Origin of the sequence: Mesorhizobium sp. B3-1-6 (assembly GCF_006439555.1) — a bacterium.
GTDB lineage: Bacteria > Pseudomonadota > Alphaproteobacteria > Rhizobiales > Rhizobiaceae > Mesorhizobium.
Genome location: NZ_VFTM01000005.1, coordinates 78,518 through 97,502, shown reverse-complemented (window position 1 = coordinate 97,502; position 18,985 = coordinate 78,518). Strand labels below are relative to the sequence as shown.

Here is an 18,985-nt window from a genome sequence, read left to right as displayed (position 1 = left end):
TATTTAAGCGTCCTCAGGGCTGCTACAAGTCACGTTTCGGGCATTCCCGAGAGCATGATGCCGAAAAGTGTCAAGCGGTTTTCGGACGACATCATGCTCTCTCTTTAGATTGATTAGAGGCGATCAGATTTCAGGTCGTTTGACCTGAAATCATCCGGCTCTAGGCGACCTTGACCAGATCGGGTTCGAAACCCTCGAAGGTCATCTGATCGGCATATTTGAAGGTGAGGTCGACCGCCGGCTGGTCGTGCACGGTCCAGGTGATGACCGGCATTTTCAGCTTTTCGCGCACGAAGCTGACGAAGGGGTTGGGCAGGTCGCCAGCGGCGTAAGAGGTGAAGGCGAGGTCGTGCGCGAGCATGGCGAAATGCGCCTCGATCAACTGGTTGTCCCTGCCATAGGCGGTCAGCCCGCCGGGGATACCCGGCGCGTCCTTGGCGAAGTCGCGGATCAGCCAGTGATCGAACGACATGATCGCCACCTTGCCCTTGTAGCGCTTGAGCAGCTGACCGACGCTCGCCACCAGCCTGGCATCATGGCCAGGAACGCCTTTCAGCTCGACCACCAGCGGCACGCGGCCGTCGATCAGGTCGAGCGCTTCCTTGAGCGTCGGCACGTGGTCCTTGGTGCCGCCGATCTTGAGCGTCGCCAGTTCGGCCGCGGTGCGCTGCCAGACGAAGCCGTCCTGGCCGGTCAGCCGTTTCAGATCGCCGTCATGGATGATGACCGGGACGCCGTCCGACGAGATATGCACGTCGCATTCGATGGCATAGCCGCGCTCGGCCGCCGCGGCGAAGGCCGACAGCGTGTTTTCCCAGCGCGTCTTGTTCATGTCGTGGAAGCCGCGATGCGCGACAGGCTGCGCGATCAGCCAGGAAAGATCGGTCATCTTGAACCTCACTCGACTTCGAAGATCGCTTCGATCTCGACCGCGGCGTTGAGCGGCAGCGAGGCGGTGCCGACGGCGGAACGGGCGTGCTTGCCGCGCTCGCCGAGTACCGCGACCAGGAAGTCGGAGGCGCCGTTGGCGACAAGATGCTGTTCGACGAAATCCGGCGCGGAGGCGACGAAGACGGTGATCTTGACCAGGCGGCTAATTTTTTCGAGGTCGCCGAGTGCTGCCTTGGCATGCGCCAGGATGTTGATGGCGCAGAATTTTGCGCCTTCCTTGCCGGCGGCCGTGTCGATGTCGCGGCCGAGCAACCCGCTTGCCTGCAACTTGCCGTCCTTCAGCGGCAGCTGGCCGGCGGTGAACAGCGTGTTGCCGGTGCGGCAATAGGGCACGTAGTTGGCGGCGGGCGCGGCGGCGGCCGGAAGGGTGACGCCAAGATCGCTTAGCCGCTTTTCGATTGTTTCGCTCATTGGTTTTCCCTATTGCTGGAAGACGCCGCGTTGGCGGGGCCGAAATTGCTATTTTTGCCTCGCTTCCGCCACGACTTTTTTTAAGCTGGACCATCTTTCCCTGCGGCCTGCCCCCCGGCCGCGACGATCGGAGTAACGCATGCGCGCAACGCGCCTTTTCCTCGCCGCCGCCTGTTTTTCGGCGGCGCTTCCGATGGCGCCGGCCTTTGCGGTGCCCGCGCTGCAGGCGCATCGCGCCGTCTACGATCTCACGCTCAGCAAGGCCTCCGACCGTTCAGGCATTACCGGCATCACCGGCCGCATGGTCTACGAGTTCAATGGCTCGGCCTGCGAAGGTTATACGGTCAAGTTCCGCTTCGTCACGCAGATCGTCACCAACGACAACACCAGGCTGACCGACCAGCAGACGACGACTTTCGAGGACGCCGAAGGCAAGACCTTTTCCTTCGTGACGAAATCCTTTGTCGACCAGAACCTCGACAAGGAAGTCAAGGGCACGGCGACCAGGGAAGCGAAGGGCCTGAAGGTCGATATCGACAAGCCGGAGAAGAGCAGCCTCGATCTCGCGGCGACGCAGTTTCCGACCCAGCATCTGGTCGAGCTGATCGGCAAGGCCGAGAAGGGCGAGAATTTCTACCAGACCAATCTGTTCGACGGTTCAGAGGATGCCAACAAGGTGATGACCACCACCGTCATCGTCGGCAAGAAGACGGACGCAGAAAAGACGGATCCGGAAGCGCCGGCGCTGGCCAAGCTCGCCTCCGACAAATACTGGCCGGTCGACATTGCCTATTTCGACGATACCGACAAAAGCGGCGAGGAGGTGCCGGAGTACCGGATCAGCTTCAAGCTGCACGAGAACGGCATCACTCGCGACCTCGTCATGGACTATGGCGACTTCTCGATGACCGGCAAGCTGGTGAACCTGTCGTTGTTCGACCAGACCAAGCCTTGCCCGGCGTCGAAATAGCAGCGCTTCGACGGTAGCCGACCCAGCTTGCACGCCTGGCTTGCGAACGCCATGTGTGAGGCTCACCAAATGCGGCGAGCATGATGGCGGTCTATGTCGACGCGGCGATCTGGAAATGGGCCGGCCACCGCTGGTGCCATCTCCTTGCCGACGACACGGACGAGCTGCATCGCTTCGCCACCGAACTCGGCCTCAAGCTTTCCTCCTATCAAGGGCCGCCCAAGACGTCGGCGCCGCATTACGACATCACCGGCTTCGAGCGCGATCGCGCGGTTCGGCTTGGCGCCATCGAATGCAGCCGCGAGGAAATCGTCGCGATCTTTCGCCGCGTCAGGGTGCCGAACGGCAAGGTAAAACGCTGAGATTTGGGCGGATCGCCGCAGGTAAGGGCGTTTTCCCGGCTTGCGTTTATGAGACTTCCCCTCTATATGCGCGCTCATTCCACACACGGACTTTGGTGTCTGCCCGGGAGAAATCCGGCTGAAACCTCCGGTGGCATCAGGACATATGTCCGAAATGCCTGTGTCCGTGGAGGCCAACCGGAAAGGAACTAAAGAATGGCTCTGCCAGATTTCAGCATGCGCCAGCTTTTGGAAGCTGGCGTTCACTTCGGCCACCAGACCCACCGCTGGAACCCGAAGATGGCGCCTTACATCTATGGCGCCCGCAACAACATTCACATCATCGACCTGTCGCAGACGGTGCCGCTGCTGCACCAGGCTCTGAAGCAGGTGTCCGACACTGTCGCCAAGGGCGGCCGCGTGCTGTTCGTCGGCACCAAGCGCCAGGCGTCCGACATCGTTGCCGACGCTGCGCAGCGTTCGGCCCAGTACTATGTCAACTCGCGTTGGCTGGGTGGCATGCTCACCAACTGGAAGACGATCTCGAATTCGATCCAGCGCCTGCGCAAGCTCGACGAGACGCTCGCCGGCGAGGCCCAGGGCCTCACCAAGAAAGAGCGCCTGAACCTCGATCGCGAGCGCGAGAAGCTCAACAAGGCTCTCGGCGGCATCAAGGACATGGGCTCGACGCCGGACCTGATGTTCGTCATCGACACCAACAAGGAAGCGATCGCGATCCTCGAGGCCAAGCGCCTGGGCATTCCAGTCGTGGCCATCATCGATTCGAACTGCGACCCGGACAAGATCGACTTCCCGATCCCCGGCAATGATGACGCGGCCCGCGCCATCCAGTTCTATTGCGACCTGATCGCCAAGGCCGCCATCGACGGCATCGCCCGCCAGCAGGGCGCGCTCGGCGTCGACATCGGCGCTTCGGCCGAGGCTCCGGTCGAGCCCGCGCTCGACACTCCGGCTGCCCAAGCTCCGGAAGCTTAATAAGGAAGGCCGGGTCCCGGCCTTCATCTTTCCAATAAATTGGCGCGCTAAAGCGCTTTTGCCGAGCGCATCATCGAGTCCCGATGGTGCGTCGGCGCATTTGAAACAAAGAGGCGACAATGACGATTTCGGCTGCACAGGTCAAAGAACTCCGCGACTTGACCGGCGCGGGCATGATGGACTGCAAGGCGGCGTTGAACGAAACCAACGGCGACATGGAAGCGGCCGTCGACTGGCTGCGCAAGAAGGGTATCTCGAAGGCCGACAAGAAGGCCGGGCGCACCGCCGCCGAGGGCCTGATCGGCGTCGATGCGGGCGTGCGTGAGGCCGCGGTTGTCGAAGTCAATTCCGAGACCGATTTCGTCGCCCGCAACGAGCAGTTCCAGGAACTGGTCCGCAATGTCGCGAAGGTCGCGCTCGCCTATGGTGCGACCGAGGCGGTTGCCGCGGCCAAGTATCCGGGCTCCGACAAGACTGTCGCCGAGACCGTCAAGGACGCGGTCGGCACCATCGGCGAGAATATCAATTTCCGCCGCTCGGCGAAGCTCACCGTGCCGCATGGCGCGGTGGCGACCTATGTGCACAACGCGGTTGCCGATGGGCTGGGCAAGCTCGGCGTGCTGGTCGCGATCGAGACCACCGGCAACGAGCATGCGGCCAACGCCTTTGCCCGCCAGGTGGCGATGCATGTCGCCGCCAGCAACCCGGTCGCGCTGAGCGCCGAGGAAGTCGACCCGGCGCTGGTCGAGCGCGAGAAGGCGATCTTCTCCGATCAGGCGCGCCAGTCGGGCAAGCCGGAAGCGATCATCGAGAAGATGGTCGAGGGCCGCTTACGCAAGTTCTATGAAGAGGTCGTGCTTTTGAAGCAGGCCTTCGTGCTCAATCCCGACATCACCGTCGAGAAGGCGTTGAAGGATGCCGAGAAGGAGATCGGCGCTCCGGCGAAGATCACCGCCTATCTGCGTTACGCGTTGGGCGAAGGCATCGAGAAGGAAACGACCGATTTCGCGGCGGAAGTCGCGGCGGCGGTCAAGAAATAGCTCCGATCCGAGGGGAGCGCTCGGCGTTTCCCTTAAGGTGAAGAGCTCACGAGCTCAGGCAACTCGGCCGGGTGTCCGCATGGATGCTCGGCCGATTTCTTGTGCGGTGTCGATAAAGGCCCTGAGCTTCGGTGCCATCGATGCGCGACGCGGAAAGTAAAGGAAAAGACCGGGCTCCTCGATCGCCGTCCGCGGCAGCAACTGGACGAGACGGCCGGCCGCCAAGTCGGCGCGCACCAGCGGCTCGAAGACGTAGGCGAGCCCGAGGCCGGCCAGCGCCAGATCGATGGCGCCAAGCGAATCCGTGACGATGGCCGTGCCGCGCGTTTCGACGACGACATCCTTGCCGCTGTCGTTCAAATCCCAGCGGTAAAGCGCGCCCGATCGGACCAGCCGGTAGCCGACGCAGTTGTGATTGGCGAGATCGGCCACGTCGCGTGGACGGCCGTGCTTGCCGACATAGGCGGGAGAGGCGACGATCACGGCCTTGAACGGGGGCGTCATCCTGACGGTGACCATGTCCTGCGCGATCATCTCGCCCAACCGGATGCCGGCGTCGAAACCTTCGCCGACGATATCGATAAGTCCCTGGTCGGCAACGATCTCGACCGTCACGTCGGGATAGCGTTCGGCCATGGCCGCGACCACCGGCGTCACCGCCAGGGGGATCGCTATGTTGGAGGCGTTGATCCTGAGCAGGCCGGCCGGCCTTCCCTTCACGCCGCGGATGCGGTCCATCCGCTCGGCGATGTCCTGCAGGGCGGGGGCCGCCGTCTCCACCAGCGCCTTGCCTGCCTCGGTCAGCGAGACGCTGCGTGTCGTGCGCGCAAACAGCGGTTGGCCGATGCGCTCTTCCACCAGCCGCACCGCGTGGCTCACCGCCGAAGCGCTCATGCCGAGCTCGGCCGCGGCAAGCGCAAAGCCGCCGCGTCGCGCGACAGCGACGATGACCGGAAGATGGCTAAGCAGGTCGCGATCCATTCATGAACGATATCGCATGGTCCATGCGAACAATGCAATCTTATCGTTGCTGGCGCGCCGGTCCACATTGTCGCCAGATGTCGGCGGCGGGCTGATGCACAAGGGAGAAAAAAGATGAATGCGTTGAGGCACATCACTTTCGCGGCAGGCATGGCGCTGGCCCCGATCGACGCCGGCGGGGCAGAACCGTCCGACTGGCGGGCGCTCGCCGATGAGCGCGCCGTCATCCGCATTGCCGATGCCATCGACCGTGCCGTCGACGCGCAGGACTGGACGCTTGCCCGCAGCTACTTTGCGGATCGAGTGACCGCAGACTTCAGCACTCTGTCTGGACAGCCTGCGGCCAACATCGCCTCGGACGACCTGATCGGCGCCTGGGCGGGCAACCTCAAAGGCAGCAAGACCAGCCTGCATCTGCGCACCAACCATCAGGTGTCCTTCGACGCCGGTGCGGCGACGGTCCGCTCCAACGGTTATGCCTGGAACCGGATGGAAGGCAATGGCGACCCGCTCTGGGAAGTCTGGGGCACCTACGAGCACCACCTGACGCGTTCCGGCACCGGCTGGAAGGTCGACGGTTTCACGTTCCGGATGACGCATGAGCGCGGCAATCCTTGGGTCAAGGCGACCCCCGGCTCCTAACGCGCCGTCAATCGGACCCGAATTGGAGAGACGTCCATGACAATGACCTATTACACGCTCGGCAACAGCGGCCTGAGAGTGAGCCGGCTGGCGCTGGGCACGATGACCTTCGGCACCGAATTGGGCTGGGGCGCTGACAAGGATACTGCCCGCGCCATGTTCGACGCCTATGTCGAGGCGGGCGGCAATTTCTTCGATACGGCCGACCTCTATACAGGCGGCACCGCCGAGACCTGGCTCGGCGAGTTCGTCGCCGAGCGCGGCCTGCGCGACAAGGCCGTGATTGCCACCAAATTCACCATGAATTCGGATCCCGGCAATCCGAATGCAGGTGGCAATGGCCGCAAGAACATCTTGCGCGCCGTGGACGCCTCGCTGAAACGGCTCGGGACCGCGTATATCGACCTTTATCTCCTGCATGTGTGGGACAGGCTGACGCCGGCCGAGGAAGTCCTGCGCACGCTGGACGACCTGGTGCGTGCGGGCAAGGTGCGCCACATCGGCCTGTCAAACGTGCCGGGCTGGTATGCCGGTCGGGCGCAGGCCATCGCCGAACTGCGCGGCTATGAGCCGATCTGCGCCCTGCAGCTCGAATATTCGCTCGCCCAACGCGACATCGAACGCGAATTCGTGCCCTTCGCCATGCATCACGGCGCCGGCATCATGGTGTGGAGCCCAATGGCGAGCGGGCTGCTCAGCGGCAAATACCGTCCGACACAAGCGGGCAATGCCGGACGGCTTGACGGTTTTCGCAACACCACCCATCCGAGTTTCCAGAAATTCAGCGAACGCAACTGGGCGATCGTGGCCGAACTCGAAACGGTGGCCGCCGAGCTCGGCCGCAGCATGGCTCAAGTCGCGCTCAACTGGGCGGCGACGCAGCCGGGCATCGCTTCCGTCATCCTCGGAGCGACGAAGCTTGCGCAGCTCGAGGATAATCTCGGCGCGCTCGACTTTTCGATTCCTGCAGAACTTCGCGCGCGGCTGGAAAAGGTCAGCGCCACGCCCGCGCCGTTCCCGCATTCCTATTTCGGCTCGGAAATCCAGGTCCGAGTGACCGGCGGGGCCGTGACTGGCGACAAGCCGGCCGGTTATTCGCCCGCGGTCATGATCGAAGGCGAGGCGGTCAGCATCTCAAGCAACTGAAGAGGCGGCAACTGATCAAAAGGCAGCAACTGACCGAAAAAGCCTGGGATTTTGCACGAGGGCGCGGCGTGACATCGCCGCGCCCTTCGTGTATCGGGTCAACCCGTCATGACAGCATCGCCGGATGAAGCGGGGGCGGTTTTGCCTCCAAAATTGCCGCGCCGAGATATTCGAGGATCCAGATGACGGTGAAGCCCCTCTATCGACGTGTCGTGCTGAAAGCTTCCGGCGAAGCGTTGATGGGCGAGCAGCATTTCGGCATCGACGTCTCCGTGGTCGACCGCATCGCCGCCGACATCGCCGAGGCGCGCGCGCTGGGCGTCGAAGTGGGCGTCGTCATCGGCGGCGGCAACATCTTCCGCGGCGTCGCCGTGGCCTCGAAGGGCGGCGACCGCGTCACCGGCGATCACATGGGCATGCTCGCCACCGTCATCAATTCGCTGGCGCTGCGCACCTCGCTCAACAAGATCGGCGTCGACGCCGTCGTGCTTTCGGCGATCGCCATGCCGGAACTTTGCGAGAGCTTTTCGCAGCGCCAGGCAACCGCCTATATGAACCAGGGCAAGGTCGTCATCTTCGCCGGCGGCACCGGCAATCCGTTCTTCACCACCGATTCGGCCGCGGCCCTTCGCGCCGCCGAGATCGGCGCCGATGCGCTGTTCAAGGGCACGCAGGTCGACGGGGTCTATTCGGCCGATCCCAAGAAGGACCCGAACGCGGTCCGTTTCGACCGCATCAGCCACGCGGAAGTCATCAAACGCGGGCTTGCGATCATGGATACCGCCGCGATTGCACTTGCGCGTGAAAACAACATTCCGATAATCGTCTATTCGATCCACGAAAAAGGTGGTTTCGGCGATATTCTGAGGGGCGGCGGCCATTGCACGGTCGTCGCGGACAAATAACCGAGGCCGGGATCCGTCAGACGGAACCGCGGACGGGACGACGGCACAAGCAGTGAACCCGGCGAACGGGTCGAGGAGATGATCATGAGTGGCGAGTTCGAAGACCTGAAGCGACGCATGGACGGGGCGATCGCCGCCTTCAAGCACGATCTGGCCTCGCTGCGCACCGGCCGCGCGTCCAGCAACCTGCTCGATGCCGTCCAGGTCCAGGCCTACGGCACGACGATGCCGATCAACCAGGTGGCCAATGTGACGGTGCCGGAGCCGCGCATGATTTCGGTCTCGGTCTGGGACAAATCGATGGTCAGCGCCGTCGACCGCGCCATCCGCGAAGCCAATCTGGGCTTCAACCCGATCGTCGACGGCACCAATCTCAGGATTCCGCTGCCGGAGCTCAACGAGCAGCGCCGCAAGGAACTGGTCAAGATTTCGCATGGCTACGCCGAGAACGCCCGCGTCGCGGCGCGCCATGTGCGGCGCGACGGCATGGATTTTCTCAAGAAGGCGGAGAAGGACGGCACCATCAGCGAGGACGATCAGCGCAAGCGCTCCGACCAGGTGCAGAAGCTGACCGACGAGACGATCAGCACCATCGATCACCTGCTTTCCGATAAGGAAGCTGAAATCATGCAGGTTTAGGGTCGGGTTTTCCGGCCCGAAAGCGAGACCATGGCAACGCCCGCGCATGTCGCCATCATCATGGACGGAAACGGACGCTGGGCCAAGGCGCGCGGCCTGCCGCGCCTTGCCGGGCACCGCGCCGGCGTCGAGGCCCTGCGCAAGACGGTCCGCGCCGCGCCCGGGCTCGGCATATCCTACCTGACCGTCTACGCCTTTTCCTCGGAGAACTGGTCGCGGCCGAAATCCGAGGTCAGCGACCTCATGGGGCTTTTGAAGCTGTTCATCCGTCGCGATCTCGCGGAACTGCATCAGAACGGCGTGCGGGTGAGGGTGATCGGCGACAAAGAGGGGCTGCAGCCCGATATCAGGGGGCTGTTGCAGGAGGCCGAATCGCTGACCGCCGGCAACGAATCGCTGACGCTGGTGATCGCCTTCAACTATGGCGGCCGCGACGAGATCGTGCGCACGGCGCGCAGGCTGGCGGATGCCGTCGCGCGCGGCGACATGGCGAGCGACGCGATCACGGCGGAAAGTTTTGCCGCGTCGCTCGACACAAAGGGCATTCCCGATCCCGAGCTGGTGATCCGAACCAGCGGCGAGCTCAGGCTGTCGAACTTCCTTCTCTGGCAGGCTGCCTATAGCGAGCTCATCTTCCTACCTTGCTATTGGCCGGACTTCAGCCGTGAGCACCTGGCCGACGCCTTGCGCGACTTTGCCGGCCGAGAACGACGCTTCGGCGGGCTTGCCGCCCGCGACGTCGCGCTTTAGGCGCCGCCACGCATGAGCAATCTCAAGCAGCGCGTCATCTCGGCAATCGTGATGGCGGTGCTGACGCTTGCGCTCACCTGGCTCGGCGGATTGCCGTTTCGGCTGTTCTGCGCGGGAATAGCGGCGCTGATCTTCTATGAATGGACTCGCATGGCGCGTCCCGCGAGCGGGGCGGCTCTCGGCTTCCTGCCGGAAGCGCTGATTCTGGTTTTCATCGGCGCGCTGATCGCCGGCGTGCCGGCTTTGTGGCTGCTCTTGCTTGTGGCGATCCTTGTGGCGGTCGCGGCCATTGCCGCCCGCGTGGGAGGGCCTGCGCCGTGGGAAGCCCCTGGACTGGCCTATGCGGCTCTTTCCGGCTTTTCGCTCGCCTATGTCCGTGACGACAATCATTCCGGACTGATTGCGATTCTCTTCCTGTTCGCCGTGGTCTGGGCGACCGACATTGCGGCCTATTTCGTCGGCCGCGCGGTCGGCGGCCCGAAGCTCGCGCCGTCGATCTCGCCCGGCAAGACGCAGAGCGGCGCGCTGGGCGGCGCGGCCGGCGGCGTTGTCGCCGGCTTGCTGCTGGCGGTTGCGGCCGGGGCCGGCAATCTCGTCCAGCTTGGCCTCGTCGCCCTGACGCTTTCGATCGTTTCGCAGATCGGCGATCTGTTCGAATCATGGGTCAAGCGCCGGCACGGCGCCAAGGATTCCAGCAATCTCATTCCCGGCCATGGCGGCGTCATGGACAGGGTGGACGGGCTTGTCGCGGCCGCGTTCGCGCTGTACGTCTTGGGCTGGATCGCGGCGGGCGCCGAGCATCCGGCACTGGGGCTGTTTCCGAACTGAACGACGCAGCAGTCAGGCGAAAAATGGCGCGCGCCACGGATTCGCCCGGATTGATGCCACAGTCGCGGCGGAGTGTCGCGTGCGGGCGAATTTGAGGGCATGACTTGAACGACATCTTTCACGCGGTCTTCAGCGCACAAGGCTTCGTCCTTGGCACGCTGGTGCCGTTCCTGTTCGTGCTGACCGTGGTCGTGTTCGTCCATGAGATGGGCCACTATCTGATCGGCCGCTGGTGCGGCATCGGCGTGAAGGCTTTTTCCATCGGCTTCGGCCCTGAGATCTTCGGTTTCTACGACCGCCGCGGCACGCGCTGGAAGCTCTGCGCCATTCCGCTTGGCGGCTATGTCAAATTTGTCGGCGACATGAACGCGACATCGAGCCAGCCGAACACGGAAGAGCTCGAATCGCTGACGGAAGCCGAGCGCGAGGTCGCCTTCCACACGCAACCCATCTGGAAGCGCGCCGCTACCGTCGTTGCGGGGCCGCTGTTCAATTTCCTGCTGACGATCGCCGTGTTCGCGGTGCTGTTTTCGCTTTATGGCCGTCCGGTCCTGGAGCCGACAGTCGCCGAAGTCACCAAGGGCAGCCCAGCGGAAAAGGCTGGAATCCAGCCAGGCGACCGATTCGTCAAAGTCGACGGCAGCAAGGTGGAGACCTTCGCCGACGTGCAGCGGCTGGTTTCGGGCCGGGCGGGCGACGCCATCGCCTTCACCATGCTGCGCGACGGCAAGGAAATCGACGTTACGGCCACGCCGGAGCCGATGGAGCAGCAGGATGCGCTGGGCAACAAGATCAAGGTCGCGGTGATCGGCGTCGTCAACAACGCCGAGCTCGGCCAGCCGCGCCTGATCTCCTATACGCCGGCCGGCGCCGTGGTGGCGGCGGTGGAGGAAACCGGGCATGTGATCGAGCGCACCGGCCAGTTCCTGCAACGTTTTGCGCTTGGACGCGAGGACAAATGCCAGCTGGGCGGTCCGATCAAGATCGCGAAGATGTCGGGTCAGGCAGCCAAGCTCGGCTTCGAGTGGCTGGTGCAGCTTGTTGCATTTCTGTCAGTCGGGATAGGATTTCTCAATCTCCTGCCGATTCCCCCTCTCGACGGCGGCCACCTCTTGTTCTACGGCGTGGAGGCCATCATACGGCGGCCCGTTTCGGAACGAATGATGGAGATGGCCTACCGGGCCGGGTTGTTCCTGGTGCTCGGCTTCATGGGCTTCGTGTTTTGGAACGATCTGTTTGGGTGCTGAAATCATGAAGAAATTTGGCTTCAGCCCAGGTCATATTGAGATGCCGTTTACCATGCGTGGGGATATGCGTGACGCGAAAGCCACGCGGTACGGTTAAGTAAATACAAATTAACCGGGAGCCTTGCGTGTAGGGAAAATCCGGTTAATACGGTAAGGGAAAATACCGCACGTCCGGTTTTCTCGCCGTGGGGACTACGAGAAAAAGGTACAAAAGCCCGATGAAGGCAGCATCCAAGTTTCTGAGCGCCGCTTCCGCGGCGGCTTTGTCCGCCGCTCTGGTCGTGCCAGGCGCGCTCGCAGTGCAGTTCGCCGCCACGTCGGTGGCCGAGGCCGCGGTCATTTCGCGTGTCGAGGTCAGCGGCAACCAGCGGGTCGATGCGGAAACCATCCGCAATTACATTTCGATCAAGCCGGGCAAGCCTTTCTCCAGCTCCGATATCGACGACGCCGTCAAGGCGCTGTTCGGCACCGGTCTGTTCTCGGACGTTCAGATCAACCAGGTAGGTTCGAGCCTGGTCGTCAAGGTTTCGGAATACAAGGTCGTCAACCAGGTCCTGTTCCAGGGCAACAAGAAGCTGAAGGACAACGCGCTCCAGGCCGCCATCCAGCTGAAGCCGCGCGCGACCTTCTCGCAGCAGGCGCTCGATGCCGATGTCGAGTCGGTCAAAGCCGCCTACAAGCGCATTGGCCGCGACGACGCCGCGGTGACCACGCAGATCATGGATCTCGGCGACAACCGCGTGAACGTGGTCTTCAACATCAACGAAGGCGGTCGCACCCAGATCGCGGCGATCAATTTCGTTGGCAATCACGCCTATTCCAGCCGCCGCCTGTCGGACGTCATCAACACCAAGCGCTCGTCGTGGCTGTCGTTCGTGCTGCGCGACGACGTCTATGACGAGGACAAGCTGCGCGCCGACCAGGAGCTGCTGCGCCGCTTCTACTACAATCACGGCTATGCCGACTTTCAGGTCGTCTCGGCCGTCGGCGAGCTCGACGATACCACCAACAAATACACGGTCACCATCACCGTGCAGGAAGGCGATCGCTATACGTTCGGCGACGTCAGCGTGGAAAGCACCATTCCCGAGGTTGACTCGAAGTCGCTGGAATCCGCGGTCGAGACCCACAAGGGCGACGTCTACAACGCCAAGGACGTCGAGGATTCGATCGTCGCCTTGACCGAGAAGGTCGCGGGCTCGGGCTATGCCTTCGCCCAGGTGACGCCGCGCGGCGACCGTAATTTCGAGAACCACACCATTTCGGTCGTGTACACCATCGACCAGGGCACCAAGGCCTATGTCGAGCGCATCGAAATCCGCGGCAACGACCGCACGCGCGACTATGTCATCCGTCGCGAATTCGATGTCAGCGAAGGCGACGCCTTCAACCAGGTTCTCATCCAGCGCGCGAAGAAGCGCTTGGAAAACCTCGATTATTTCCAGTCCGTGGACATTTCGACGGTTCCGGGCTCTGCCCCTGACCAGGTCGTGCTCGTGGTCACCGTGGTCGAGAAGTCGACGGGTGAGTTCTCGGTCGGCGCCGGCTATTCGACCGGCGGCGACACGCCCGGCCCGTCCATCGAAGGCTCGATCACCGAGCGCAACTTCCTCGGCCGTGGCCAGTACATCAAGCTGTCGGCCGGCGGCGGCAAGAATTCGCGCGACTTCGCCCTTTCCTTCACCGAGCCCTACTTCCTCGGCCGGCGCATCGCGGCGGGCTTCGACATCTACAAGTCGACCCGCGAGTATGATCACTACGATACCGACACCACCGGCGCGACCGTTCGGTTCGGCCTGCCGATCACCGACAACATTTCGACGCAGCTGGCGTACAATATCTCGCAAGAGAAGTACTCGCTTGCGGACGATTGCACGACCAATGGGATCTATGACCCACTCAAGTGCACCATCTCCCAGGCGATTCGGGATGGTGTTGCGGAAAGCCCTTGGCTCAAATCGTCGGTCAGCCTCGGTCTGGTCTACAACACAATCGACGATATGAAGAACCCGCATGAGGGGCTTTATATCACCGGTACAACCGAGTTTGCCGGTTTGGGTGGCGACGCTAAGTGGGTCAAGCTTACGGGACGCGCAAGCGTCTACCAGACCTTGTCCGAGCAGCTTGATATCGTCGGCCTTGTTTCGGGCGGAGCAGGCTACATCGCGGGCTACGGCAGTGGCGATCTTCGCATCTTCGATCTCTTCCAGAGCAACGATCGCATGATCCGCGGCTTCGAGTATGGCGGCATCGGTCCGGTTGCCGGTGACGGCAGCGGTGATCACCTTGGTGGCACGACGTATTTCAATGCCTCCGCAGAAGCCCAGTTCCCGCTTCCAGTCATTCCGGAGAGCTTCGGTCTGCGTGGCGCCGTCTTTGCGGATGCGGCCACGCTTTATGGCAACAACCTTGTCGGCGTTAACACAGACTCGGCTGGCATGAAGCTGCGCGCCTCGGTCGGTGTCGGCCTGATGTGGGCCTCGCCGTTCGGCCCGATCCGCATCGACTATGCGATCCCGGTCAAGAAAGAGTCGACCGACAACGTGCAGGAATTCAACTTCGGTATCGCCACCCGCTTCTAATTTCGTGGTTGCGATGGTTCCGGGCCGGCTGACGGCCCGGAGTGGACCGATCCGACCCAGCTGGATATAGCTTCTGGAATGACCGATCCGGTGTTCTTCGCGCCTTCACGCCGGTATACGGCTGGCGAGGTCGCGAATCTGACCGGCGCCAGCCTGCTCGATTCCGATCAGGCCGAAATTGCCATTGAGGCGCTGGCTCCGGCCAACGAGGGTGGCAATGGCGCGCTCGTCTTTGTCGACGGCAAGCGCAATTTCGCCCTGATGCAGTCGCTCAGGGCGGCCGCGGTGCTGTGTCCTGCCGATTTTGCCAGCAAGGCGCCGCCGGGCATCGCGGTGCTCATGCATCCGCGTCCGCAGCAAGCTTTCGCGATGGTCGGGCGCCTGTTGTTTCCGCAGGCCGCGACTCCGGGGCCAATGACCGGAGAAACCGGCATCTCGGCGCATGCGTTTATCGACCCGTCCGCGCATATCGAGGACGGGGCGATCGTAGAGGCTGGTGCCGTGATCGGCCCTGGCGTATCCATCGGCAGCGGCACGGTCGTTGCGCCTCACGCCGTTGTCGGCCGTTCCTGCCAGATCGGCCGCGACGGTTTCATCGGCCCCGGCGCCAGCATTCAATATGCGCTTGTCGGCAACCGCGTCATCATCCATGGCGGCGCCAGGATCGGCCAGGATGGTTTCGGCTTCGTCGGCGGCGCCAAAGGACCTGAACGCGTACCGCAGATCGGCCGCGTCATCATCCAGGACGATGTCGAGATCGGCTCCAATTCGACCGTCGACCGCGGCGCCATGTCCGACACCATCATCGGCCAAGGCACCAAGATCGACAATCTGGTGCAGATCGCCCACAATGTTCGCATCGGCCGCAATTGCATTATAGCCGGGCTTTCGGGTATTTCCGGTTCCGTCGTCGTCGGCGACAACGTCACCATGGGCGGCGGTGTCGGCCTTGCCGATCATCTGACCATCGGACCAGGGGCCAAGCTTGCTGCGAGAAGTGGATTCATGAACAACGTGCCGGCAGGCGAGGTCTGGGGAGGTTACCCGGCGCAGCCCATGGCGGAAGCCATGCGCGAGATAGCGATGCTGCGCAGGATGGCCAGGACGCGCAAGCAAGGCGACGGAAATGGCTGATATGGTGGCAACGACACTCGACGCGGTCGACATCATGGGGCTTATGAAGCTCCTGCCGCATCGCTATCCATTCCTGCTGATCGATCGCATCGTCGACATAGACGGCGACGAGTCCGCTGTCGGCATCAAGAACGTGACCATCAACGAGCCGCATTTCCAGGGCCATTTTCCCCAGCAGCCGGTCATGCCCGGTGTGCTCATCATCGAGGCCATGGCCCAGACCGCGGGCGCGATCTGCATTCGCAGCCTCAACACCGAGAAGCCGTCGCTGGTTTATTTCATGACCATCGACAACGCGAAATTCCGCAAGCCGGTCGTTCCGGGCGATCAGCTCAGGATCCACGTCAAAAAGATCAAGAAGCGCGGCAACCTGCTGAAATTCGCCTGCGAGGCGATGGTTGACGGCGCGAAAGCCGCCGAAGCCGAGGTTTCGGCCATGATGGTTACCGGCTGACGGTTCGAAATGCTCATGAAAGTCGAGACATCCATTCATCCTTCCTCGGTCGTCGAAGAAGGAGCCCGGCTCGGCGAAGGCGTCCGCATCGGGCCCTTCTGCCATATCAGCGCCGATGCAATCATTGGCGATCGTGTGGAGTTGGTCAGCCATGTGTCGGTGATGGGCGCCACGACCATCGGGGCCGGGACAAAGGTCTATCCAATGGCGACGCTCGGCGCGCCGCCGCAAAACACCAAGCACAAGGGCGGTCGCACCACCCTGGTCATCGGAGCGAACTGCACCATTCGTGAAGGCGTCACAATGCATGTCGGCACCGACACCAGCCGTGGCGAGACAACTGTCGGCGACAACGGCAACTTCCTCGCCTACGCCCACATCGCCCATGATTGCGTTGTCGGCAAGAACGCCACCTTCGCCAACGGCGCGACGCTCGGCGGACATTGCGAGATTGGCGACAACGTCTATATCGGCGGCCTAAGCGCGGTTCACCAATTCGTGCGCGTCGGCGACAACGCCTTTCTCGGCGGCTGTTCGGCTTTTGTCGGCGATGTCATTCCCTACGCCATTGCCGTCGGCAACCGCGCCAGCCTGCGCGGCTTGAACATCATTGGTCTCAAACGCTCCGGTCTGCCGCGTTCCGAGATCTACCTGCTGCGCAAGGCTTATAGGACGATTTTCGATCGCTCCCGCACCGTCGGTGAGAATGTGGAACTCGCCAAGGCCGAGTTCGCCGGGTCGCCAACGGCCATGAAGATCATCGATTTCATCACCAGTCGCGACAAGCGACACTTTGCCGTCCCATCGCTCAAAGGTGGCGGCGACGAAGACAGCGGCGATGACGAGGCCTGAGCGCGCCGCATCAGCGTTCCAACTCGCGCCGGGCTCGAAGGTCGGCATTATTGCCGGCGGTGGCAGCCTGCCCGTCGAAGTCGCCGATGGCCTGGTCAAGCACGGTTTCGTGCCCTTCATCATCATCGCCGCCGGTGAGGTCGACCGCGAGGCGGACTTCGCGGCCTACGATCAGGAAAAACTCGCGCTGGAAGACATCGGACTGCTGTTTCCGTTGCTGAAGCGCCGGGGCATCACGCACCTTGTCCTGGCCGGCGAGATCAAGCGCAGGCCGCGGCTGAGCAGGATAAAGCCGACATTTGGCCTGCTGGCGATAATTCCCTCCGTGGTCAGAGCGTTGCGACGCGGCGACGACGGCCTGCTGAAGGTGTTGACCCGAGGCCTGGAAAAGCGAGGCGTCAAGGTCGTCGGCGCGCACGAAGTCGTTCCGGAACTGACGGCTGGCGAAGGTCCATTGACGGTGACCGGGCCAAACCAGTCCGACTGGCGTGACATCGAGGCCGCCCGTAAGGCGGCCAAGGCCATCGGCGCACTCGATATCGGCCAGGCTGCGATTGCGATTGGAGGTCGAGCCGTCGCGCTGGAAGGCATCGAAGGCACCGCCGGCCTGCTCGACAGAACGCGGGAATTGCGCGGCCACGGCAGGCTGGCCGGCAAGGCGCGCGGCGTGCTGGTCAAATGCGCCAAGCCGGGCCAGGAATTGCGCGCCGACTTGCCCACTATCGGCCCGCAGACCATCGAGGCCGCGCATGCGGCAGGCCTTGCCGGCATAGCCGTAGAAGCCGGCCGTTCGCTTATCCTTGAAGGTCCGACCACGCTTGCTCGCGCCAATGCGCTTGGCCTGTTCATTGTCGGCCTGCCCGCGACGCAAATGGCCAATGGGGAGCCGGCTAATGGTCGCTGACAAGCCGCTCAAGATCGCGATCGTCGCCGGCGAGGAATCCGGCGATCTGCTTGGCGCCGACATCGTGCGGGCGCTCGAACGCACGACCGGCCGCAAGGTTCAGCTCGTGGGCATTGGCGGCAGGCACTTGCAGCAGCTGGGACTGAACCCGCTCTTCGACGGCGGCGAGATCGCACTGATGGGTTTTAGCGCGGTGCTGCGCGACCTGCCGCGGCTGATGCGCCGGATCAGCCAGACGGCGGCGACAATCGCGGCCGAGCGGCCCGATTGCCTGGTCACCATCGACAGTCCGGACTTTTCGCTGCGCGTTGCGAAGAAGGTCCGCGCAACGGCGCCGGCCATTCCGATCGTCCACTATGTCTGCCCGAGCGTATGGGCCTGGCGGCCGGGCAGGGCGGTGGCGATGAAGCCCTATGTCGATCACATCCTCTGCATCCTGCCCTTCGAGGTGAAGGCGCTCGCCCGCCTTGGCGGGCCGCCGGGCACTTATGTCGGTCACCGGTTGACGCAGGATCCGGGCATCCTCGGCGCCGCCAAGGCGCAGAGCCAGCCGCGCGACCTCGCCGACGACCGGGTCAAGACGCTGCTGGTGCTGCCTGGCTCGCGCCGCGGCGAAGTCCGCCGGCTGATCGAGCCGTTCGGCAAGACGATGTCGGTCCTGCGCCAGCGCGGCCACCGCCTGCGCTTGCTGTTGCCGACGGTGCCACATGTCGCCGATCTGGTGAAGACGTCGGTCGCGAGTTGGGACGACAAGCCGGAAATCATCACCGAGCCGGAGCGCAAATGGCAGGCCTTCGGCAAGGCCGATGCGGCGTTGATCGCGTCTGGAACGGTTTCGCTGGAACTGGCGCTCGCAGGCGTTCCAATAGTTTCCTGCTACAAGCTCGACCCGATCGCGCGCAAGATTCTGCAGCATATGGTGACGACGTGGTCGGCACTGCTGCCCAATTTGATATCCGACCGCGCGCTGGTGCCGGAATTCTACGATCAGTATGTCCGGCCGGAAAACCTAGCCCGGCAGCTGGAAGCCCTGTTTGCCGACACCGGCATGCGCGCCTGGCAAAAGGCGGGCTTTGCAGAGATCGCCCGCCGCATGGCGACCGAGCGGCCCTCGGGCGAGATCGCCGCCGAGGTGGTGATGGGGTGCATCAGGAAGGCAGTAGGCAGTAGGCAGTAGGCAGTAGGCAGTAGGCACTCTCTTTCTACTGCCTA

At 63.1% G+C, this 18,985-nt stretch carries 20 protein-coding genes; 17 read left to right on the top strand and 3 right to left on the bottom strand.

Annotation, left to right across the window (positions count from 1 at the left end):
• Nucleotides 1–160: 160 nt before the first annotated feature.
• A complete protein-coding gene (locus tag FJ414_RS06945) occupies nt 161–889 on the bottom strand; it encodes a glycerophosphodiester phosphodiesterase (RefSeq protein ID WP_140642725.1) in 729 nt (242 codons plus the stop codon).
• 8 nt (nt 890–897) lie between these two features.
• Nucleotides 898–1,362, bottom strand: a complete 465-nt coding sequence (locus tag FJ414_RS06940) for a RidA family protein (protein WP_140642721.1) — start codon at nt 1,360–1,362, stop codon at nt 898–900.
• Between the two features lie 139 nt (nt 1,363–1,501).
• Here FJ414_RS06940 and FJ414_RS06935 point away from each other — a divergent pair, with 139 nt between their 5' ends.
• From FJ414_RS06935 to tsf, 4 genes are all read left to right on the top strand, one after another.
• Nucleotides 1,502–2,332, top strand: a complete 831-nt coding sequence (locus FJ414_RS06935; RefSeq protein ID WP_140642714.1) for a cell envelope integrity EipB family protein — start codon at nt 1,502–1,504, stop codon at nt 2,330–2,332.
• 83 nt (nt 2,333–2,415) lie between these two features.
• Nucleotides 2,416–2,694 (top strand): DUF4031 domain-containing protein, encoded by a 279-nt coding sequence (locus FJ414_RS06930; RefSeq protein ID WP_040987257.1) that lies wholly within the window; start codon nt 2,416–2,418, stop codon nt 2,692–2,694.
• Between the two features lie 195 nt (nt 2,695–2,889).
• Entirely contained in the window at nt 2,890–3,669 is a 780-nt protein-coding gene (gene rpsB / locus FJ414_RS06925) for a 30S ribosomal protein S2 (protein ID WP_140642707.1), read from the top strand.
• 119 nt (nt 3,670–3,788) lie between these two features.
• Nucleotides 3,789–4,709, top strand: coding sequence for a translation elongation factor Ts (gene tsf / locus FJ414_RS06920; RefSeq protein ID WP_140642703.1), 921 nt, complete (start codon nt 3,789–3,791; stop codon nt 4,707–4,709).
• A gap of 54 nt (nt 4,710–4,763) precedes the next feature.
• Here tsf and FJ414_RS06915 read toward each other — a convergent pair whose 3' ends face one another.
• A complete protein-coding gene (locus FJ414_RS06915; protein ID WP_140642700.1) occupies nt 4,764–5,690 on the bottom strand; it encodes a LysR family transcriptional regulator in 927 nt (308 codons plus the stop codon).
• A gap of 114 nt (nt 5,691–5,804) precedes the next feature.
• On the opposite strand from FJ414_RS06915, the gene FJ414_RS06910 reads away from it, so the two are divergent.
• The 13 genes from FJ414_RS06910 to lpxB all read left to right on the top strand — a co-directional run bounded on the left by FJ414_RS06910 (nt 5,805) and on the right by lpxB (nt 18,950).
• The gene (locus FJ414_RS06910) at nt 5,805–6,332 is read left to right on the top strand and encodes a nuclear transport factor 2 family protein (RefSeq protein ID WP_140642698.1); all 528 of its coding nucleotides are present in this window, start codon (nt 5,805–5,807) and stop codon (nt 6,330–6,332) included.
• A 36-nt stretch (nt 6,333–6,368) separates the two neighbouring features.
• Nucleotides 6,369–7,478, top strand: coding sequence for an aldo/keto reductase (locus FJ414_RS06905; RefSeq protein ID WP_140642696.1), 1,110 nt, complete (start codon nt 6,369–6,371; stop codon nt 7,476–7,478).
• Nucleotides 7,479–7,660: 182 nt separating this feature from the next.
• The gene (gene pyrH, locus FJ414_RS06900; RefSeq protein ID WP_095765617.1) at nt 7,661–8,383 is read left to right on the top strand and encodes a UMP kinase; all 723 of its coding nucleotides are present in this window, start codon (nt 7,661–7,663) and stop codon (nt 8,381–8,383) included.
• Between the two features lie 84 nt (nt 8,384–8,467).
• Nucleotides 8,468–9,022 carry a ribosome recycling factor gene (gene frr / locus FJ414_RS06895; RefSeq protein WP_140642694.1) on the top strand — a complete coding sequence of 185 codons (555 nt, stop codon included), beginning with the start codon at nt 8,468–8,470 and terminating at the stop codon, nt 9,020–9,022.
• A gap of 30 nt (nt 9,023–9,052) precedes the next feature.
• Nucleotides 9,053–9,772 (top strand): isoprenyl transferase, encoded by a 720-nt coding sequence (locus tag FJ414_RS06890; RefSeq protein ID WP_140642691.1) that lies wholly within the window; start codon nt 9,053–9,055, stop codon nt 9,770–9,772.
• Between the two features lie 12 nt (nt 9,773–9,784).
• A complete protein-coding gene (locus FJ414_RS06885; RefSeq protein WP_140642689.1) occupies nt 9,785–10,600 on the top strand; it encodes a phosphatidate cytidylyltransferase in 816 nt (271 codons plus the stop codon).
• 104 nt (nt 10,601–10,704) lie between these two features.
• Nucleotides 10,705–11,847, top strand: coding sequence for an RIP metalloprotease RseP (gene rseP, locus FJ414_RS06880; RefSeq protein WP_140642686.1), 1,143 nt, complete (start codon nt 10,705–10,707; stop codon nt 11,845–11,847).
• Between the two features lie 218 nt (nt 11,848–12,065).
• A complete protein-coding gene (bamA, locus tag FJ414_RS06875) occupies nt 12,066–14,429 on the top strand; it encodes an outer membrane protein assembly factor BamA (RefSeq protein ID WP_140642684.1) in 2,364 nt (787 codons plus the stop codon).
• A gap of 78 nt (nt 14,430–14,507) precedes the next feature.
• Nucleotides 14,508–15,563 (top strand): UDP-3-O-(3-hydroxymyristoyl)glucosamine N-acyltransferase, encoded by a 1,056-nt coding sequence (gene lpxD, locus FJ414_RS06870; RefSeq protein WP_140642682.1) that lies wholly within the window; start codon nt 14,508–14,510, stop codon nt 15,561–15,563.
• Nucleotides 15,556–16,017, top strand: a complete 462-nt coding sequence (gene fabZ, locus FJ414_RS06865; RefSeq protein ID WP_140642679.1) for a 3-hydroxyacyl-ACP dehydratase FabZ — start codon at nt 15,556–15,558, stop codon at nt 16,015–16,017. Before lpxD ends, fabZ begins: the two co-directional genes overlap by 8 nt.
• A 15-nt stretch (nt 16,018–16,032) precedes the next feature.
• Nucleotides 16,033–16,869 carry an acyl-ACP--UDP-N-acetylglucosamine O-acyltransferase gene (lpxA, locus tag FJ414_RS06860; protein ID WP_140642677.1) on the top strand — a complete coding sequence of 279 codons (837 nt, stop codon included), beginning with the start codon at nt 16,033–16,035 and terminating at the stop codon, nt 16,867–16,869.
• Nucleotides 16,856–17,773, top strand: a complete 918-nt coding sequence (lpxI, locus tag FJ414_RS06855) for a UDP-2,3-diacylglucosamine diphosphatase LpxI (protein ID WP_140642675.1) — start codon at nt 16,856–16,858, stop codon at nt 17,771–17,773. The genes lpxA and lpxI overlap by 14 nt, the downstream gene beginning before the upstream one ends.
• Complete coding sequence (lpxB, locus tag FJ414_RS06850) at nt 17,763–18,950, top strand: lipid-A-disaccharide synthase (protein ID WP_140642673.1); 1,188 nt, start codon at nt 17,763–17,765, stop codon at nt 18,948–18,950. Before lpxI ends, lpxB begins: the two co-directional genes overlap by 11 nt.
• Nucleotides 18,951–18,985 lie beyond the last annotated feature (35 nt).

Excerpts from the sequence above, each read along its gene's own strand:
- tsf (WP_140642703.1), top strand. The coding sequence starts at position 3,789 with ATGACGATTTCGGCTGCACAGGTCAAAGAACTCCGCGACTTGACCGGC.
- FJ414_RS06885 (WP_140642689.1), top strand. The coding sequence starts at position 9,785 with ATGAGCAATCTCAAGCAGCGCGTCATCTCGGCAATCGTGATGGCGGTG.
- FJ414_RS06930 (WP_040987257.1), top strand. The coding sequence starts at position 2,416 with ATGGCGGTCTATGTCGACGCGGCGATCTGGAAATGGGCCGGCCACCGC.
- FJ414_RS06905 (WP_140642696.1), top strand. The coding sequence starts at position 6,369 with ATGACAATGACCTATTACACGCTCGGCAACAGCGGCCTGAGAGTGAGC.
- FJ414_RS06910 (WP_140642698.1), top strand. The coding sequence starts at position 5,805 with ATGAATGCGTTGAGGCACATCACTTTCGCGGCAGGCATGGCGCTGGCC.
- lpxA (WP_140642677.1), top strand. The coding sequence starts at position 16,033 with ATGAAAGTCGAGACATCCATTCATCCTTCCTCGGTCGTCGAAGAAGGA.
- lpxI (WP_140642675.1), top strand. The coding sequence starts at position 16,856 with ATGACGAGGCCTGAGCGCGCCGCATCAGCGTTCCAACTCGCGCCGGGC.
- FJ414_RS06935 (WP_140642714.1), top strand. The coding sequence starts at position 1,502 with ATGCGCGCAACGCGCCTTTTCCTCGCCGCCGCCTGTTTTTCGGCGGCG.
- lpxD (WP_140642682.1), top strand. The coding sequence starts at position 14,508 with ATGACCGATCCGGTGTTCTTCGCGCCTTCACGCCGGTATACGGCTGGC.
- FJ414_RS06940 (WP_140642721.1), bottom strand. The coding sequence starts at position 1,362 with ATGAGCGAAACAATCGAAAAGCGGCTAAGCGATCTTGGCGTCACCCTT.
- frr (WP_140642694.1), top strand. The coding sequence starts at position 8,468 with ATGAGTGGCGAGTTCGAAGACCTGAAGCGACGCATGGACGGGGCGATC.
- FJ414_RS06945 (WP_140642725.1), bottom strand. The coding sequence starts at position 889 with ATGACCGATCTTTCCTGGCTGATCGCGCAGCCTGTCGCGCATCGCGGC.
- bamA (WP_140642684.1), top strand. The coding sequence starts at position 12,066 with ATGAAGGCAGCATCCAAGTTTCTGAGCGCCGCTTCCGCGGCGGCTTTG.
- rpsB (WP_140642707.1), top strand. The coding sequence starts at position 2,890 with ATGGCTCTGCCAGATTTCAGCATGCGCCAGCTTTTGGAAGCTGGCGTT.
- FJ414_RS06890 (WP_140642691.1), top strand. The coding sequence starts at position 9,053 with ATGGCAACGCCCGCGCATGTCGCCATCATCATGGACGGAAACGGACGC.
- pyrH (WP_095765617.1), top strand. The coding sequence starts at position 7,661 with ATGACGGTGAAGCCCCTCTATCGACGTGTCGTGCTGAAAGCTTCCGGC.
- lpxB (WP_140642673.1), top strand. The coding sequence starts at position 17,763 with ATGGTCGCTGACAAGCCGCTCAAGATCGCGATCGTCGCCGGCGAGGAA.
- fabZ (WP_140642679.1), top strand. The coding sequence starts at position 15,556 with ATGGCTGATATGGTGGCAACGACACTCGACGCGGTCGACATCATGGGG.
- FJ414_RS06915 (WP_140642700.1), bottom strand. The coding sequence starts at position 5,690 with ATGGATCGCGACCTGCTTAGCCATCTTCCGGTCATCGTCGCTGTCGCG.